The following is a 17246-nucleotide window of genomic DNA, read 5'->3' on the forward strand; positions in this document are numbered from 1 at the left end:
TCAGACGGACGGCGCGGCGGGGCTCGCTAGCATCTTCGCTGTTGAAGGGGGAGCCATGGCACTGGTCCGCAAGGGCTCACGACGGATCGTCGTCGACGGCACGGTCTATCGCTGGCGGTTGCGGGGCAGGCCGACGTACTTTCAGGGGCTGGCCTGGTCGCCGTGCACGTTCGCGGTCGAGCATGCGGACACCCCGGGCAGGACGCTCGTGGTCACCACCGAACAGCTGCATCCGAGCAACTGGATCGGGGGCGAGGCTAAGCCTGTACTGCCCTCCTATGTTGCCGCGGCTGTCCGGCTTGCGCTGCGTGAAGGTTGGACTCCGACTGCACAGGGCTCCGCGTTCCACCTGAGTCCCGCATCTCAATCGGGGCCAGACGAAGGGCACTTCGCCAGTTCCCGCTAGGCTCCCTGTGAACTTCAGCCTCGGCACGCGCCGGGGCTTCTTGTGCGGGTGCTCCCAGTCGGGGCAGCGGGGGATGGGCGAATGATGAATGTTTCTGCGGCCGGAAGACGGGTCGTTGCGGCGGCTGGTGTCGTGTCGGTGCTGGCGCTGACCGGCGCGTGCGGTGCGGACAGCGGGGACGATACTGGGCAACGTAGAAAGTCCGCGACCGCCGGGTCCGCCTCGCCTGCGAGCTCGGCACCGCGGCAGCCATCCGGATCGCCCGCCTCCGCAGCTGGGAAGGGGCTCGACCAGAAGGACCTCGACCGCCTGGCGCTGACCGCGCACGACGCCCCCGGCTATACCGTCAACACCGTCACGGGCAAGGGCAGCCCGGTGGACCACGACCTCGCGACCTACCGCGCCGTCACGCCCGCACCTTGCCGACCCGTCTACGCGGCCGCACAGCTGGGCAGCCTCCATGACTTCACGGCCCAGGTCACCCAGGACGTCGTGTCCACCTCCGACGATCTCGGGCAGCACGCGAGTGTCGGCCTGACGTCCTACACCCTTGCCGACGCCCGCACGGTGATGACCGAACTGCGCGCAGCACTTCCGAAGTGCGCCACCGCCGAGATACGCCCGTCCGCTGCCCACCCGGGTGCTGGGCTGGGGTATTCCAATGCCCAGTCCCGGTCCGTTTCCGATTACGGCGACGAGGCCCTCGCTTTCGAAGCCACCCAGGTCGTCGACAGCGGGGGACCCAGCCTCCCCCTCACCGTCCTGGTCGTCCGCCAGGACTCCACCATCGCCACCTTCATGTCCCTCCACCCCTTCCAGCCGACCATCCCCCAGGACATCGTCGACACGCAGATGAAGAAGCTCGCCTGACCGGCTCCTCTACTCGGAGGATCGATGTGGGGGGTTGCGTCTCAAGGCCGGCTCGTGACAGCAGCTTCGAGGCCATCAGCTTGGGAAGCTGCGGGCATTTGTGGCCCGTTTCGGCGCTGACCTGCATGAACGGTGCGCTCTGGGTTCGACGGGTGCTGCCCCATACACTGTGGTTCCCCGCTGCTCCCCGCTCGATCTGGTGCGGTTGTGGTGCGCCCAATCGGCGTTCGGTATCAGCCCATGGGCCTGTGCGAGTACCTCAAAGGTGCTGCTTGGCTGAGCCGACGAGTCGGCTGATGTTGTCACGGGTCCGTGCTCTGAGCTCATCCAGCTCGGCCCTGGCGTCCGCCTTGGGTAGCTCCGTGATGTCCGCCAGCGCGTCTTCCGCCGTCCGACTCAGCCTGTCGTCATCCGTCAGCATCTGCACCCGGAATAGGGCTTCCTGGGCGCTGGAGCGCAAGTCGTAGGCGCGGATACGCACCGCGTCGGGGTCCTCCGGTGGCGGCTGCTCATGCTCACAGAACCACAGATGGACCAGACAGCGGCGGTAGTTGACCAGCGCGCCGGCGTAGGCGGAGTAGGCATCGAGTCGCTCCTGCCGAAGCTTCTCGCGGCGGGTGAACTGATGGCTCCTGTCGGTGGTGCGCTGCTGAAACGCCAGAGTGATCCCCGACCCGAGTAGGGTTCCAAAAACGGCTATGGCGCTGGCGATGATGGACTCCACGCCTCAAGCTGATCACGTCTTGCCGCCATGGGTGCGCCGATGGCCCAACTTCGGCGCCAAGTCAGCGATGCCCTCGCCATCACTGAAGCCGAGGGCATGACCTTCTGATCCGTAGCTCTACAGAGATCGGTCGCTGACGGTCATACAGGTCCCGCGTCGGCTCCCAGGGGGACGCTACGGGATGGGGCCGGTTGCTGCGGTTGCTGTATCCGGCTGCTGTACAACAGGTCCCCGGTGGGCGCGACGGGCGTGGAGCGGTACCTATTCGAACGGCTGCTTGTCGGCAGCGATGCGGCGTCCGTGGCTGCTCTGGCCGCACTCCGCAGCGGCGGTTCTCACGTCGTCTGGGACGAGATTACGTCTGCTGAGTCGCTCGCCCAGGTCTATGCACGTCGGCTGCGGCACACACGCCATCGGGGTATCGAGACCACGAACCTGACACAGGCCGGGCAACTACTCAGCCAACATGGCACCTGGTTCGCCTGGGGCAGATTCGGGCTACGGATGGCTCCTAGACGTTCATCCTGTTCCTCACCGAGGACGGCAGCGGGATGATCGCGTGCACCGGAGTACGGCGGACTCCCGTGTGAAGTTCAGCCGACGACAGTCAGCCACGACGGCGGGTGCGCCGACCGGTCACACGCGCGCGTGCCTCGCTGCACCCTCACCGGCCTCAGCCTCCGGCTCCGGCTCCCCTGTCCGCGTCCCGGCTGCGGGTGGGCGGAGAAACACGCCGAGCGCACCCGTGTGCGTGACGACGGCTTCGAGCGGGCGACGGTTTCGGCTGTGTGTCTGCACCATGGCGAGTACGAGGTCGTCATCGAACCCGCCGATGGCGGATACCTGGACCTGGCCACGCTGTACCGGAACCTGGTCAAGGAACTCATGATCAGCGAGGCGATCGGCACGCTGTACGTCATGGTGAAGGGCAGCGACTGGATGCCCGGCTGCATCCTCGTCGACGGTGCCCTGCAGGCGGTCGGCCTCACCCGCGGGCAGTTGCCCGCCCGCCTGTTCTGCCCCCAGGTGGTCACGGACACGGGCGCGAAGCTGTCCAAGTCCCTCATCCGTGAGGGGCGCGCACCCTTGCCCGACGGTGCGGCCCCGTGGATGCTCGACACCCGAGAGTGGCCCGGCTCGTTGGACGAGTACGTTGACCGCTTGCTCGGTCTGGCGGACGTGTTACTCGCCGACCCCCGCCACTTCTTCCGCTCGTACTCGGCCGGTGAACTCGGTCGGCTCATGTCCAGTGCAACTGCTAGGAGCGCTACCGCCCGATGACGGAAACTGCCGCCGCACGTGTCCACGAACTGAACCTCTACCGCCGGTATTTCGACCTCGTCGCCTCTGGTCAGAAGACGATCGAGGTGCGGGTGAAGTATCCCCACCTCGTAGACCTTGCCGCCGGAGACGTCATCCGCTTCCGCATCAAGGGCACGGACGAGACCTGTGACGTCCTGGTGAAGCGGGTCACGGAATACAAGACGTTCGAGGAACTGCTCGACCGGGAGGGGCAGGTGAACGTCAACCCAGCGTCCTCCCGCGAGCAGCAGCTCGCCAATATCCGCGAGATCTACCCGGCGGAGAAGGAAGCGCTCGGCGTGCTCGCCATCGAAATCGAGCTCCTGCCGCAGTAAGCCTGCCGTGCCGCCCTCGCTCCTCCGAGAGGGCGTACGGCTTCCCTGGCGCGCGCCGTGGTAGGGGACCGCTGGGAACCGTGGGCGTACGCCGTCGTTGATGTCAGCTGTGGATGTCAGGTAGGCCGAGGCACGATGCTCACCGCGCGGACAGTCGCAGTCACCATGGACGGAACCCTCAGGCCTCGACGGAGTCGCAGCTTCGGCTGCACGCCTACCCCTACCTGGGTTCGCGCCCCCTCGGTTCCTTCCAGCCCGCTCACATCCGCGATTGGGTGCGGCAGCTCCAGGAGAACGGCGTCCGTGGCTCGTATGCCCGAACGATCTACTCCAACGTGCGTGCCGCCCTGAGCGCGGCCGTGGATGACGGGCACCTTCCCCGGAATCCGTGCGCCGCCCGCTCAGTCCGTCCACCGATCGTGGACAACAAGCGCGTCGTACCCTGGACGCCGGAACGGGTCTTCGCCGTCCGGGCCGGCATGCCCGAGCGCTACCAAGCCATGGTCGACCTGGGCGGCGGCTGCGGCTCTCGACAAGGCGAGAGCCTGGGCGTGGCCGTCGACGCGATCGACTTCGAGTCGGCCACCCTCCACGTGGTCCAGCAGCTCAAGCTGAGCCGGAGCAAGCCGGTCTTCGCCCCGCCAAAGGGTGGCAAGCTCCGGGGCGTGCCGCTCCCCTGTCCAGTCGCTGACGCTCTCCGTGCCCACATGAAGCGATTCCCACCGGTCGAGATCACCTTGCCGTGGAGGGTGGCAGACGGGCATCCGGTGACCAAGCGGCTGATCTTCACCGGACCGCGCGGCGGGCACGTCTGGCGTACGTCGCTCAACGAGGAGGTGTGGAAGCGAGCCCTCGCCTCAGCTGGGGTGATCCCGGAGCGGAAACCGGGCGGGTCGTACGCCGAGTCCCGTGAGAACGGCATGCACGCCCTGCGGCATTTCTATGCCTCGCTGCTCCTGGACGCAAGAGAGAACATCAAGGCCCTCGCCGAGTACCTCGGCCACTCAGACCCGGGCCTGACCCTCCGCGTGTACGCGCATCTCATGCCGTCGAGCCAGGGGCGCACCCGAAAAGCCGTGGCTGCCGTCTTCGAGGGCGCATACGCTCCGGTTCGCTGAGGCAGGAGGGCGAGATGTCCGACGAGGAGTCCACCGAGTACTACACGCTGCTCTGCGACGACCCGTCTCACGAGGTGGTGCTCATCGACTGCGGGTCCCGCGAGATGGATGTGATCCGAGCAGTGCGCAAGGTGACCGGGCTGAGCTTGTGGCACAGCCGGGTCCTGGCGCGCCAAGCGCCCGTCACCCTCCTTGGGGGTCTGTCTGCGTACAGGGCCCAGTCCGCTGTCGCTTCGCTCCAAAGTGCCGGAGCCAGAGCGGAGTGGAGACAGGAGCCGGAGCCCGGAGAGCGCACGGTCCCACCGCCCTGACGGCCCAGAGACGGCCCAGAGACGGCCCAGGGCAAGAGAAGAGCCCCCTTCCAGCGGAGAAACCGCAGGCAGGGGGCTTCTTCGTGGGCGCTTACTTCTTCTTGCCCTGGTTCTTGACCGCCTCGATGGCTGCCGCGGCCGCCTCCGGGTCGAGGTACTTGCCGCCGGGGGTGACCGGCTTGAAGTCGGGGGTCAGCTCGTAGTACAGGGGGATGCCCGTCGGGATGTTCAGGCCCGCGATGTCGGCGTCGGGGATGCCGTCGAGGTGCTTGACCAGGGCGCGGAGGCTGTTGCCGTGGGCGGCGATCAGGACCGTGCGGCCGGCCAGGAGGTCGGGGACGATGCCGTCGTACCAGTACGGGAGCATGCGGATGACGACGTCCTTCAGGCACTCCGTCTTGGGGCGGAGCTCCGGCGGGATCGTCGCGTAGCGGGGGTCGTCCGACTGGGAGAACTCCGTGCCGTCCTCGAGCGGCGGCGGCGGGGTGTCGTAGGAGCGGCGCCACAGCATGAACTGCTCCTCGCCGAACTCGGCGAGGGTCTGCGCCTTGTCCTTGCCCTGCAGGGCGCCGTAGTGGCGCTCGTTCAGGCGCCAGGAGCGGTGGACGGGGATCCAGTGGCGGTCGGCGGCCTCCAGGGCCAGCTGCGCGGTGCGGATCGCGCGCTTCTGGAGGGAGGTGTGGACCACGTCGGGGAGAAGGTCGGCGTCCTTCAGGAGCTCGCCACCGCGGACTGCCTCCTTCTCGCCCTTCTCGTTGAGGTTGACGTCCACCCAGCCGGTGAACAGGTTCTTCGCGTTCCACTCGCTCTCGCCGTGGCGGAGGAGGATCAGCTTGTACGGTGCGTCGGCCATGTCCCAGAGCGTAATCCACGCATTCGGGCGCATGCGTGGCCCGCCCGGAAGGCGGACAGCCAGGAGGGCAACCAGGCGACCGGCCAGGCAGCAGGCCCACGGCATCCGTTAATCGGTGGCTCCCGCGTTCAACCCGCTTGTAAGTTGTGTTCGCGTCCTGAGCTGCTTACATCTGGGGGATCCGAGTCCATGACCACCGCCGCCGCCCGTCTCGGACGCGCCGCCCGCGAGACCGTCTCCGGTCTCCCCGGACAGTTCTGGTGGCTGTGGACCAGCACCCTGGTCAACCGGCTCGGGGCGTTCGTGGCGACGTTCATGGCGTTGTACCTGACCATCGACCGGGGATACTCCGCGTCGTATGCCGGTCTGGTCGCCTCGCTGCACGGGCTCGGCGGGGTCGTCTCCTCGATCGGCGCGGGTGTGATGGCCGACCGGCTCGGGCGGCGGCCGACGATGCTCGTCGCCCAGGTGTCCACGGCCGGGTCCGTGGCGCTGCTGGGCTTTGTGAGCGATCCCGTCGCCATCGCCGGCGTCGCCTTCTTCGTCGGCATGGCGTCGAACGCCTCCCGGCCCGCCGTGCAGGCCATGATGGCCGACATCGTCCGGCCGGAGGACCGCGTCCGGGCCTTCTCGCTCAACTACTGGGCGATCAACCTGGGGTTCGCCGTCTCCTCCATGGCCGCCGGTTTCATCGCCGAGGTCAGCTACCGGGCGGGCTTCCTCATCGAGGCGGGGATGACCCTGGCCTGCGCGATCGTCGTCTTCGCCCGGCTGCCCGAGTCGCGGCCCGCGCCCGCCGCCAAGGAGAGCAGGGCCGACACAAGCCTCGGAACCGTGCTGCGCGACGGGCGGTACATGGCCGTCGTGGGGTTGTCCTTCCTCGTCGCGCTGGTCTTCCAGCAGGGCTCGGTCGGCCTGCCGGTGGCGATGGGGTCGGCCGGGTTCTCCCCTGCGGACTACGGCATGGCGATCGCCGTCAACGGTGTGCTGATCGTCGCGCTGCAGATCCCCGTCACGCGGTTCATCGAACACCGGGACCCGCGCACGCTGCTCGTCGTGTCCGCACTCCTCGCCGGGTACGGCTTCGGGCTCACCGCCTTCGCCGGATCGGTCGGTGTCTACGTCCTCACCGTCTGCGTCTGGACGCTGGCCGAGATCGTCAACGCCCCCGTGCAGACCGGGCTGGTCGTGCGGCTCTCGCCCGTGCACGGGCGTGGCCGCTACCAGGGCGTGTACACGCTGTCGTGGTCGGTGGCCGCGCTGGTCGCCCCGCTGATGTCCGGTTTCGTCATCGACCGGTTCGGCGCCGCATGGCTGTGGGGGATGTGCGCGGTCGTGGGGACGGTCGCGGCGCTCGGGTACGGGCTGCTCATGCGTCGCGTACCCGAGCACACCGAGCGGCAGGCCGACCCGGCCGCGGCGGGTGCCGAGCGCGAGGTGCGCGCGGCCTGAGTGCCCCTTCGCCCCGGCCCTCACGGATGCAGCCGCGCTCCCTTCACCACCTTGTCCACCGCGTTCCTCGGCCCGTACACCGCCAGCCCCACCAGGTCCAGGTCCCCCGTCCCCACCGCCCGTACGGCCGCGCGGTTGTCGCGGTCGTTGCCGGTGGTGAAGAGGTCCGAGGTGAACAGGGCTCGCGGCAGGGCCCGGGACAGCGCCCGTCCGTGTGCCGCGGTCAGCGTCTCCTTCGTGGCCTCGAAGACCAGCACCGGCTGGCGGAACATCGGCAGGTACGCCACCCCGTCGGCGTCCTCGTACGGCTCCCCGACCACCTCGGGGACCGTCGTGCCGAGGCCGCTGACCAGGAAGGAGGTGACGTTGAGGCGCTGCCAGGTTTCCAGGTCCTCGCGGAGCAGTACGGCGATCTTGGTGTCGAAGCGGATCGGTTCGGTGGTGTTGTATTCCGTGGTCGTGGGTTCGGTGCTCATGGGATGAGACTGCCGACCGCCGTCCGGGACCGTCTTGTACGTTCTTTGCATGACAGCCCGGCAGGAAGTCAGCGCGTGGCGCCCCCGTGTCCCGGGTGTCACCGAGGTCTTCCACGCCCATTTCACCGAGTACGCCTACCCGATGCACGTCCACGACGCCTGGACGCTGCTCATCGTCGACGACGGGGCCGTACGGTACGACCTGGAGCGGCACGAGCACGGCACCCCGCACGACACGGTCACCCTGCTCCCGCCGCACGTGCCGCACAACGGCTCCCCGGCGACTCCCGGCGGCTTCCGCAAACGGGTGGTGTACCTGGACAGCAGCCGGCTGGGCGAGGAGCTGATCGGGGCCGCCGTGGACGGGCCCGATCTCAGGGATCCGGTACTGCGGCTGCGCGTCGGGCAGTTGCACTCCGCCCTCGCGCGGCCCGGCGACGAGTTGGAGGCGGAGAGCAGGCTGACCCTCGTCGGGGAGCGGCTGCACGACCATCTGCGGCGCGTGAGCGAGGTGCCGCGGGCCCTTCGGCGTCCGGGACTCGCCCGTGAGCTGCGGGAGTTGCTCGACGCCCGGGTCGTCGCGGGGGTCTCGCTGGACGAGGCGGCGGGGCTGCTGCACGCCCATCCGGCGCATCTGGTCCGGGCGTTCAGCGGGGCGTACGGCATCGCGCCGCACCAGTACCTGATGTCCCGCCGGGTCGAGCGGGCCCGCCGCCTGCTGCTGGACGGGCTGCCGCCGGGTGAGGTGGCGGCGGTGGCCGGGTTCTACGACCAGGCGCACCTCACCCGGCATTTCAGGAAGCTGGTGGGCGTGACGCCGGGGCACTACCGGCGCAGGGCGCGCTGAGCCTCGTACAGGTTGCGGGGGCGGACGGTGCCGGTCGTGGGGTACAGCTCCAGGCGGCTGTGCAGGTCGCCGGTGAAGTCGGGTACGTCGATCTGGTCGAACTCGGTGCACTCGTCGACGCCGACGGTGGCGCTGTAGGGGGCGAGGCCGTCGATCTTCATCAGGCCCGCGCGGTGGTTGGTGACGCGGATGTTCCAGTGGGTGAACCGGGCGCCGAAGAGCGGGCCGGCGTTGGCGTCGCCGCCGTGGCGGCCGTTGTTGTTGACGGTGATGTCGGTGCGGACGTTGGCGAAGGGCAGACCGCGGTGGGAGTCGAAGGTGCCCATCTGCATGTCGCCGCGCGACCAGACGTTGTACGACGACAGGCCCTCCACGTTGATGCCGTGCAACTGGGTGCCGTCGGGGGTGGGGACCGTGCGCTGCTCGATCGTGAAGTCCTCGATCAGGTTGTCGTGCGAGCCCTCGCGGCAGAAGTACGGGTGGTGTTCGCCCCGGCCGCCGACCCGGGTGCGGCGCAGGGTGCAGGAGGAGGCGGCGACCAGTCCGAAGCCGTTGTCAACGTTGCGGACGGTGACGTCGTCGGCCCAGCAGTCGTACGTGCACTGGAGGACGACGCCGTTGTAGCCCTTGTCGAGGAGGTGCGGGGACTGCGGGGTCTCCATCACCTCCAGGGTGAGGCCCTCGACTCCCGCGCCCGTCAGCTCCTTCACGTGCGTGGTGAACTGCGGGTTCCACTCGGGTCGCAGGTCCACCGGGAGCGGGCGTTCCAGGGTGATCCGGTTGCCGTGGACGTGTGCGATGCGGACGGGCCACTCGTAGGGGACGTAGGACAGCAGCTTGGTCTTGTCGGTCCAGTTGTACGCGGCCGGTCCCGGCCCGCCGCCCGCCATGTGCTGCAGCAGGGTGTGGGCGGTGTCGTCGGCGACGCGCAGCAGGACCAGGCGGCCGGGGCGCAGCCGGGAGGCGTCGGCGACGGTGACCGTCCAGTCGCCCTGCCGTGCGGGCCGGACGGGGGTGAGGGTCGTCCACTCGTCCCGCTTGTTCCCGGTCCAGCCCTCGAAGGGCCAGGCCTGTGCCTTGATGGCCGTGACCAGGGAGTCCCAGCGGGCTTTCGGGGCGAGCCAGATGAGGCCGCCCGCCCATGACCAGGACGACTTGGTGCCGCCGTAGCGGGAGCCGTAGACGCCGATCAGTTCGGTGAGGTTCTTGGTGGCGTACAGCGTGGTGCGTGAGCTTCCGGCGCCGCGCAGTACGACGTTGTCGTAGCCGATGTGGATCAGGCCGTCGATGCGGAAGGTGCCGGGCGGGATGGTGACCGTGCCACCGCCGGCCCTTCCGGCGGCGGCGATGGCACGGTTGATCGCGGGGGCGCAGTCGGTGGTGCCGTCGGGTACGGCGCCGAAGCGGGTGACGTCGGCGACGACGCGGTGGCGGGGGAAGCACGCCGCTCCGGTGCCGTAGCCGGCGCGGCCGATGTAGGGGATCTGGGGGTGGGTGAAGGGGGTGCGGGTGAACTCCTTCCACAGGGTGGGGACTTCCCTCGTCGTGGCTGCCGCCGTGCCGGTCGTCGCGGTGAGGGCCACGGCGGTGGCACCGGCGAGGAGTGTGCGTCTGCTGACGTGCCCGTGGTTCATGTCCAGCCACCCCTTTACATTCATCCATATGAACGTCGTTCAGGATTGCGTCGGCCGTGAGCATGCCATCGCAACCGGCTCCAGGGAAGTGGTCCTGCAAGGATCAACCTGCCGACCCTTCGTTCATATTCATGAACGAAGGGTCGGCAAATCGACGGAAGACCTCCGTCCGGCGATCAGCGCGCGCTAGCGTCCCCGCCATGGATGACACCCAGAAAGCACAGGAACCTCAGACTCCTCGCGATCCATCCATGAAGACCCGCTCGCCGAAGACCCGCTCGTTGCCGCTCCGGCGTCTCGCGACCGCCGTCGCGGGTGCCGCGGCGCTGATCGCCCTCAGCGTCGGTGTGGCCCTGGCCGCGTCGTCGGGCGACGACTCCGGCCCCCGGCAGCGGGTCACGAGCACCGTCCCCTCGGACTCGGACCCGGGCTCCGGGGACACGTCCTATCCCCCCGAGGAAGGCAGCGCGGGCGTCACCGGCGGCACCGATCCGTATCCGACCTCCACCTCACCCGACGACCCGGTTCCGTCCCCCGATCCCTCCGACGACGGGGGAGCGTCCACCCCTCCGGGCGATCTGAACGAGCTGAACCGGCGCATCACGGAACTCGACAAGAAGGTCGACCAGTTGCCGACCAAGAAGGAACTGGCCGACGCCCTGCGGGCGTTCGCCGACGAACTCGACAAGAGCGGTGGCGCGACGCCCGAGCCGAGCGATGGCGCGACGCCCGAGCCGGACCCCTCCTAGGGCCTGCCGGACAGGCCCCGGGACGGGGCCGGGGTCACTCGGCCGAGCGCTGTGTCAGGTGCGCGAAGGCGTCCAGGTTGCGCGTCGACTCGCCGCGGGACACGCGCCACGCGTACTCCCTGCGGATCGCGGTGGCGAAGCCGAGCTCCAGGAGCGTGTTGAAGCTGCCGTCGGCGGCCTCGAGGACCTGGCCGAGCAGACGGTCGACCTCGTCGGCGGTGACGGCGGCGAGGGGCAGCCGGGCGGTGACGTAGACGTCGCCCAGCTGGTCGACGGCGTAACCGATGCCGTACAGCTTGAGGTTGCGCTCCAGGAGCCAGCGGTGGACGGCGGCCTCGTTCTCGTCCGGGTGGCGGATGACGAAGGCGTTCAGGGAGAGGGAGTGGCGGCCGACGAGGAGGGAGACGGTCGTCGACAGCTTGCGGGTGCCGGGGAGCTTGACGACGTAGTTGCCGGGGCCGGGGCTCTCCCATTCCAGCTCGGCGTCCTTCAGGAAATCCCCGATGACCTGCGTGGCCGCCTTCTGCGCATCACCCATGGTGGGAGCGTACGCGACGACGGTGGGACTGCGTCGCGGCCGTGTACACGTCGGCGGTCGCGGCGGCCGAGGCGTCCCAGCCGAAACATCGAGCGTGATGTGCGGCGGCCGAGCCCATGCGGGTCGCGAGCCCCGGGTCGTCGGCGAACCGGCCGAGCACGCGCGCGTAGTCGGCCGGTTCATGGCCCTGTACGAGGAACCCGGTCTCCTCGTGCCGTACGGCCACCGGCAGTCCGCCGACCGCCGCCGCGAGCACCGGGGTCCCGGCCGCCTGCGCCTCTATCGCCACCAGGCCGAAGGACTCGCTGTAGGACGGCATGACCAGCACGGACGCGGCCCGGAACCAGTCGGCGAGCTGCTCCTGCCCGACGGGCGGGCGGAACCGTACGACATCGGCGATGCCCAGCCGCGCGGCGAGCTTCTGCAGGCCCTCCGGTTTGGCGAGGCCGCTGCCGCTGGGGCCGCCGACTACGGGCACGACGATGCGGGAGCGCAGCTCGGGCCGCTCGTCGAGGAGGACGGCGACGGCCCGCAGAAGGATGTCGGGGGCCTTGAGGGGCTGTATGCGGCCGGCGAAGACGGGGATCAGGGCGTCCTGCGGGAGGTCCAGGCGGGCGCGAGCGGCGGCTCGGCCGTCGGCCGGGCGGAAGCGGTCGAGGTTCACCCCGGGGTGGACCACGGCGACCTTGCCGGGGTCGGCCGCGTAGTGCCGGACGAGTTCGTCGGCCTCCTCGGCGGTGTTGGCTATCAGCCGGTCGGCGGCGGCCACGATCTGCGTCTCGCCGATGACCCGGGCGGCCGGCTCGGGGGTGTCGCCGTCGGCCAGGTTGGCGTTCTTGACCTTGGCCATGGTGTGCATGGCGTGAACCAGGGGGACGCCCCAGCGCTGGGCGGCGAGCCAGCCGACGTGGCCGGAGAGCCAGTAGTGGGAGTGCACCAGGTCGTAGTGGCCGGGGCGGTGGCCGGCCCAGGCCTGCATCACGCCGTGCGTGAAGGCGCACAGCTGGGCCGGGAGGTCCTCCTTGGCGAGGCCTTCGTAGGGGCCGGCGTCGACGTGCCGGACCAGGACGCCCGGGGCCAGTTCGACGCTGGGCGGGAGGCCTCCGGAGGTCGAGCGGGTGAAGATCTCCACCTCGATGTTGATCGCGGCGAGGCGTTGGGCCAGCTCCACGATGTAGACGTTCATGCCGCCGGCGTCGCCGGTGCCGGGCTGGTGGAGCGGTGAGGTGTGCACGGAGAGCATGGCGACACGGCGGGGCCTGCGGTGCAGCCTGAGCCGCGAGGGAGCCGCCGGAGAGCGACGCCCGAGCCTGCTGACGTACTGGCTCACGTGGCGTTCCTCCTTGCTGCGGGCATGCCGGTCGGAGGACGCGCCGCACCCTCCCAGGGAGTGCAACAGCGAACGGCCCCACTCCATTTCCCGGCCGTGCGGCTTTGCCCAATCATTGCCCGATCTCGATCAACCGTTCGAGATCGGGCTGCGTACACACGGTCGGATTACGGGTACCCCGTCACGCTTACCCTCGTACGCATGACAATCCGTGTGGCCGCCCTCCCCCACCCTCGGCGTCGCCCGGGCGGGGGGACCCCCGTCGTGGGAACGGTGACGCGCGGGACGACGAACCCCAACCGGCTGCGCCGCATGGACCGCTGGATCGCGGCCACGCACGGCGCCGCGCTGCGCCGGGCGGCCGACCCGGTCGCCGTCGACCTCGGCTACGGGGCCGCGCCCTGGACGGCGGTCGAACTGCTCACCCGCCTGCGCACGGCAGCGCCACGCGCGCGTGTCGTCGGCATCGAGATCGAGCCCGCCCGGGTGACGGCTGCCAAGCCCTACGAACGGGAGGGGCTGTCCTTCCGGCACGGCGGCTTCGAGGTGCCCGTTCCCGGGCGGCCCCAGCTCATCCGGGCCGCCAACGTCCTCAGGCAGTACGACGAGGAGGAGGTGCGCGGCGTCTGGCAGCGGCTGTGCGCGCGGCTCGCCCCGGCGGACGGGCACGCACGGGGCGGGCTGCTGGTGGAGGGGACCTGCGACGAGATCGGGCGGCGGCACGTGTGGGTCGCGCTCGGCCCGGAGGGGCCGCGGACGGTCACCTTCGCGACCCGGCTGGGGTCCCTCCAACGCCCGTCGGACCTGGCCGAGCGGCTGCCGAAGGCGCTCATCCACCGCAATGTGCCGGGCGAGCCGGTGCACGCCTTCCTGCGTGACTTCGACCGCGCCTGGGCCGCCGCCGCGCCCTACGCCTCCTACGGGGCCCGCCAGCGCTGGGTCCGCTCGGTGCGGGACCTGACGGCCGACTGGCCGGTGACGGACTCGCCGGTCAGATGGCGGCAGGGGGAAGTGACCGTGGCGTGGGAGGCGTTGGCGCCACGGGGCTGAGTCGCCCCGGCCACCCCTAGGCCACCGGGCGGTCACCGGCCCTGGGAACGATCTCCGTGAGTCGTACGTCACAAAGACGGGGACATCGTCATGCCCGCAAGGAGTGGCGGGGAGGGACTCACCGGGCGCGGACCCTGTCGTTTTGCGCCGCGCCGTGGCACGATCCCCCAGGCACCAGGTTACTGACGGTTAATCAGTTTGGGGGCACCGGTATGGGCACGGGCAAGCGTGGTCTGCTCGCGGCTGCCGTGACCGTGGTCTGCGCGGTCACCGTACTGTCGGCGCCGGGCACGGCCTTCGCCAGTCCCAGACCGACGCCCACGGCATCCCCGAGCGCGTCCCGCAGCGCCTCACCGGCCCTCCCGCCGGACAAGGACCTGGAGAAGGTCCGCGAGAAGCTCGACGACCTCTACCACGACGCGGCGGTGGCCACCGACGAGTACAACGCCGCCGAGGAGAAGGCCGACAAGCAGTCCGCCGAGATCGTCGAGCTGGCGAAGAAGATCGTCGCGGGTCAGAAGAAGCTGGACACGCTGAAGGACCGTGCGGGAGCCGCCGCCCGCGCCCAGTACCGCGGCGGCGGGCTGCCGGACGCGGCCAAGCTGGTGCTGAGCGACGACCCGGAGCAGTTCCTGGACGGGGCCGGGCGGGTGCTCCAGGGCGAACGGGCCGCCAAGGGCCTGATCGCGGAAATGACCCGCACCCAGACCGACTTGAAGAGTTACGCGAAGGACGCCTCCGCCCAGTGGGACAAGCTGGAGGCGAACCGCAAGGCCAAGGCCGCCGCCAAGAAGAAGATCAAGCAGCAGATCGCGGCCGCCGAGAAGCTCGAGAACCGGCTGGCGAAGAAGCAGAAGGAGAAGCTCGCCGAACTGGAGCGGCAGGCCGCGGCGAAGGCGCAGACCGCCTGGCTGGACACCGGCGTCCTCGACGAGATCAAGGGCAAGGCGTCCGGGCAGGGCAGGAAGGCGGTCGAGTTCGCGACGCACCAGATGGGCAAGCCGTACGTATGGGGCGCCGAGGGCCCCCGCTCGTACGACTGCTCGGGGCTGACCTCGCAGGCCTGGGCGAGCGCCGGGCACCCCATCCCGCGCACCTCGCAGGAGCAGTGGAAGCAGCTCAAGCACGTCGACGTCAAGGACATGCGGCCCGGCGACCTGATCATCTACTTCGACGACGCCAGCCATGTGGCGATGTACGTGGGCGACGGCGCCATCATCCACGCTCCGCGCCCGGGACGGACGGTGACGCTCGCCGGGGCGGGGTCGATGCCGATACTCGGGGTGGTACGGCCGGACGCGTGAGGCAGATGCCCGGAAGTTTCCGGATTGCCCAGTACTGGCGTGATGCACGCCATGTGACCCAGTACACGCCCAACAGCCGCCCAAACCCCGGCGGGACGTGAGCTTCGTCATTCCCGCCCCGCCACCCCCCTGTCCAACTGCGGTGGATAAGGCGGCATATGACACCGGCTGCCTGCCGGACGGCCCGGCCCACACCATTCCGTTGCGGTGGCGAGTACCGCTATGGTCCCCACCGGGTGGGTCGAGGTCCCTCGCCCCGCCACGCCCTCGGGGGGAGGGAAGGAACCCAGGACGATGCCCGCACCCATACCGCGGCAGCGAGCGATCCCGGCCGCGGAAAGTGGTCAGGCGCCCACCGCCGCCCGCACCGCCGGCGGCCCCCATAAGGACGAGGCCGACCGCGACGCGGCCGCCACCCACACCACCGCGGCCGACGCCGCGCTCACCCTGCTGCTGATCGAGGACGATCCCGCCGGCTCACCGCTCGTGCCCGAACTGCTCGACTCGGCCGGCAAGCCGATCCGCGTGCGCACCGCCCGCAACCTCACCGAGGCCGAGCGGCTGCTCACCGACGACGTCAACTGCATCCTGCTGGACCTCGCGCTGCCCGCCCCCGGCGGCCGGGGCGGCGGCGACGAGCTCGCCGTACTGAGGCACGTGCTCGAACTCGCGCCCCGGCACGCCGTGCTCGCGCTCACCGCCTCCGGCGACTCCGAACGCGGCGCCGAGGCCGTGCGCGTCGGCGCCCAGGACTACCTCTTCCGGGACGAACTGGACGGCCGGCTGCTCAGCCGCGCCATCCGCTACGCCGTCGAGCGCAAGCGGTCCGACACGGTCGAGCGGCGGCTGGCCGAGGGACGGGTGCGCGCCCAGGAGAACCGCCGGCTGGAGCGGGGCCTGCTGCCCACGCCCCTGCTGGAGGGCTCCTCGCTCCGTTTCGCCGCCCGTTACCGGCCGGGCCGTTCGCGCGCCCTGCTCGGCGGCGACTTCTACGACTGCGTGCGCACACCCGACGGCACCGTGCACGCCATGATCGGCGACGTCTGCGGTCACGGACCGGACGAGGCGGCGCTCGGCGTGGAGCTGCGCATCGCCTGGCGGGCGCTGACGCTGGCCGGTCTGTGCGGGGACGAACTGCTGAACACGCTGCAGCAGGTGCTGGAGCACGAGCGCGCGGACGACGAGATCTTCGCGACGCTCTGCACGGTGGACCTCTCCCCCGACGGCCGTCGCGCCGGCCTGTGCCTGGCCGGTCACCCCTCCCCGCTGATCGCCCGCCCCGGGCGGCCCGCGGAACTGCTGCCGCAGGACAACAACGGCCCCGCGCTCGGCCTGCTTCCCGGCGCCCGCTGGCCGCGGATGCAGGTGGAGCTGGGCGCCGAGTGGAGCCTGATGCTCTACACGGACGGCCTGATCGAGGGCCGGGTCGGCAAGGGCGGGGAACGCCTCGGTCAGGACGGCATGGTGGCGATGGTCCGCCGCCAGCTGGAGCGGGGCCTGACCGGCGAGGACCTGCTGCGGTCCGCGGTCAGCGAGGTCCGCGACCTCAACGGCGGTGAGCTGACGGACGACGTGGCGGTGGTCCTGCTGGACCGGGTGCCGTAGCGCTGACCGCTGGGCTCTGCTGCGGTCCGCGGTCAGCGAGGTCCGCGACCTCAACGGCGGTGAGCTGACGGACGACGTGGCGGTGGTCCTGCTGGACCGGGTGCCGTAGCGCTGACCGCTGGGCTCTGCTGCGGTCCGCGGTCAGCGAGGTCCGCGACCTCAACGGCGGTGAGCTGACGGACGACGTGGCGGTGGTCCTGCTGGACCGAGTGCCGTAGCGCTGACCGCTGGGCTCTGCTGCGGTCTGCGGTCAGCGAGGTCCGCGACCTCAACGGCGGTGAGCTGACGGACGACGTGGCGGTGGTCCTGCTGGACCGGGTGCCGTAGCGCTGACCGCTGGGC

At 70.2% G+C, this 17246-nt stretch carries 16 protein-coding genes and 2 pseudogenes; 12 read left to right on the forward strand and 6 right to left on the reverse strand.

Annotation, left to right across the window (positions count from 1 at the left end; genetic code table 11):
* Positions 1 to 55 precede the first annotated feature (55 nt).
* Both ACFYZQ_RS31380 and ACFYZQ_RS31385 read left to right on the forward strand, forming a co-directional pair.
* Positions 56 to 406, forward strand: coding sequence for a hypothetical protein (locus ACFYZQ_RS31380; protein WP_389155003.1), 351 nt, complete (start codon positions 56 to 58; stop codon positions 404 to 406).
* A gap of 81 nt (positions 407 to 487) precedes the next feature.
* Entirely contained in the window at positions 488 to 1276 is a 789-nt protein-coding gene (locus ACFYZQ_RS31385; protein WP_389155005.1) for a hypothetical protein, read from the forward strand.
* Between the two features lie 259 nt (positions 1277 to 1535).
* Here the strand turns inward: ACFYZQ_RS31385 and ACFYZQ_RS31390 are convergent, their stop codons facing one another.
* On the reverse strand, positions 1536 to 2000 hold the full coding sequence (locus ACFYZQ_RS31390) for a hypothetical protein (RefSeq protein ID WP_389155008.1): 465 nt from the start codon (positions 1998 to 2000) through the stop codon (positions 1536 to 1538).
* A gap of 684 nt (positions 2001 to 2684) precedes the next feature.
* On the opposite strand from ACFYZQ_RS31390, the pseudogene ACFYZQ_RS31395 reads away from it, so the two are divergent.
* The 4 genes and pseudogenes from ACFYZQ_RS31395 to ACFYZQ_RS31410 all read left to right on the forward strand — a co-directional run.
* Positions 2685 to 3281: pseudogene (locus ACFYZQ_RS31395) on the forward strand (hypothetical protein); the annotation flags it as partial.
* Positions 3278 to 3637, forward strand: coding sequence for an ASCH domain-containing protein (locus tag ACFYZQ_RS31400; RefSeq protein ID WP_389155011.1), 360 nt, complete (start codon positions 3278 to 3280; stop codon positions 3635 to 3637). The pseudogene ACFYZQ_RS31395 and the gene ACFYZQ_RS31400, both read left to right, overlap by 4 nt.
* A gap of 173 nt (positions 3638 to 3810) precedes the next feature.
* Positions 3811 to 4755: pseudogene (locus tag ACFYZQ_RS31405) on the forward strand (tyrosine-type recombinase/integrase); the annotation flags it as partial.
* A 14-nt stretch (positions 4756 to 4769) separates the two neighbouring features.
* Positions 4770 to 5066 carry a ribosomal protein L7/L12 gene (locus tag ACFYZQ_RS31410; RefSeq protein ID WP_389155012.1) on the forward strand — a complete coding sequence of 99 codons (297 nt, stop codon included), beginning with the start codon at positions 4770 to 4772 and terminating at the stop codon, positions 5064 to 5066.
* Between the two features lie 91 nt (positions 5067 to 5157).
* On the opposite strand, the gene ACFYZQ_RS31415 is transcribed toward ACFYZQ_RS31410, so the two are convergent.
* Positions 5158 to 5919, reverse strand: coding sequence for a phosphoglyceromutase (locus tag ACFYZQ_RS31415; RefSeq protein ID WP_389155015.1), 762 nt, complete (start codon positions 5917 to 5919; stop codon positions 5158 to 5160).
* Positions 5920 to 6108: 189 nt separating this feature from the next.
* Here ACFYZQ_RS31415 and ACFYZQ_RS31420 point away from each other — a divergent pair, with 189 nt between their 5' ends.
* Complete coding sequence (locus ACFYZQ_RS31420) at positions 6109 to 7371, forward strand: MDR family MFS transporter (RefSeq protein ID WP_389155017.1); 1263 nt, start codon at positions 6109 to 6111, stop codon at positions 7369 to 7371.
* Positions 7372 to 7391: 20 nt separating this feature from the next.
* Here ACFYZQ_RS31420 and ACFYZQ_RS31425 read toward each other — a convergent pair whose 3' ends face one another.
* Positions 7392 to 7847, reverse strand: a complete 456-nt coding sequence (locus tag ACFYZQ_RS31425) for a DUF2000 family protein (protein WP_389155020.1) — start codon at positions 7845 to 7847, stop codon at positions 7392 to 7394.
* Between the two features lie 49 nt (positions 7848 to 7896).
* Between ACFYZQ_RS31425 and ACFYZQ_RS31430 the strand changes: the two genes are divergently transcribed.
* Entirely contained in the window at positions 7897 to 8694 is a 798-nt protein-coding gene (locus tag ACFYZQ_RS31430) for an AraC family transcriptional regulator (RefSeq protein WP_389155023.1), read from the forward strand.
* Here ACFYZQ_RS31430 and ACFYZQ_RS31435 read toward each other — a convergent pair.
* Positions 8673 to 10328 (reverse strand): glycosyl hydrolase family 28-related protein, encoded by a 1656-nt coding sequence (locus tag ACFYZQ_RS31435; RefSeq protein WP_389155025.1) that lies wholly within the window; start codon positions 10326 to 10328, stop codon positions 8673 to 8675. The two genes, ACFYZQ_RS31430 and ACFYZQ_RS31435, sit on opposite strands and share 22 nt — an antisense overlap.
* A 251-nt stretch (positions 10329 to 10579) precedes the next feature.
* On the opposite strand from ACFYZQ_RS31435, the gene ACFYZQ_RS31440 reads away from it, so the two are divergent.
* On the forward strand, positions 10580 to 11077 hold the full coding sequence (locus tag ACFYZQ_RS31440; protein WP_389155028.1) for a hypothetical protein: 498 nt from the start codon (positions 10580 to 10582) through the stop codon (positions 11075 to 11077).
* A gap of 34 nt (positions 11078 to 11111) precedes the next feature.
* Here ACFYZQ_RS31440 and ACFYZQ_RS31445 read toward each other — a convergent pair whose 3' ends face one another.
* Complete coding sequence (locus tag ACFYZQ_RS31445) at positions 11112 to 11615, reverse strand: YbjN domain-containing protein (protein WP_389155031.1); 504 nt, start codon at positions 11613 to 11615, stop codon at positions 11112 to 11114.
* A complete protein-coding gene (mshA, locus tag ACFYZQ_RS31450) occupies positions 11608 to 12945 on the reverse strand; it encodes a D-inositol-3-phosphate glycosyltransferase (protein ID WP_389155034.1) in 1338 nt (445 codons plus the stop codon). The genes ACFYZQ_RS31445 and mshA overlap by 8 nt, the downstream gene beginning before the upstream one ends.
* Positions 12946 to 13209: 264 nt before the next feature.
* On the opposite strand from mshA, the gene ACFYZQ_RS31455 reads away from it, so the two are divergent.
* From ACFYZQ_RS31455 to ACFYZQ_RS31465, 3 genes are all read left to right on the forward strand, one after another.
* Entirely contained in the window at positions 13210 to 13995 is a 786-nt protein-coding gene (locus ACFYZQ_RS31455; protein WP_389155258.1) for a class I SAM-dependent methyltransferase, read from the forward strand.
* Positions 13996 to 14207: 212 nt separating this feature from the next.
* Positions 14208 to 15299 carry an NlpC/P60 family protein gene (locus ACFYZQ_RS31460; protein WP_389155037.1) on the forward strand — a complete coding sequence of 364 codons (1092 nt, stop codon included), beginning with the start codon at positions 14208 to 14210 and terminating at the stop codon, positions 15297 to 15299.
* A 294-nt stretch (positions 15300 to 15593) separates the two neighbouring features.
* Positions 15594 to 16904, forward strand: a complete 1311-nt coding sequence (locus tag ACFYZQ_RS31465; RefSeq protein ID WP_389155040.1) for a PP2C family protein-serine/threonine phosphatase — start codon at positions 15594 to 15596, stop codon at positions 16902 to 16904.
* The last annotated feature ends 342 nt before the right edge of the window (positions 16905 to 17246 follow it).

Source organism: Streptomyces sp. NPDC001843, from assembly GCF_042891955.1.
Taxonomy (GTDB): domain Bacteria; phylum Actinomycetota; class Actinomycetes; order Streptomycetales; family Streptomycetaceae; genus Streptomyces.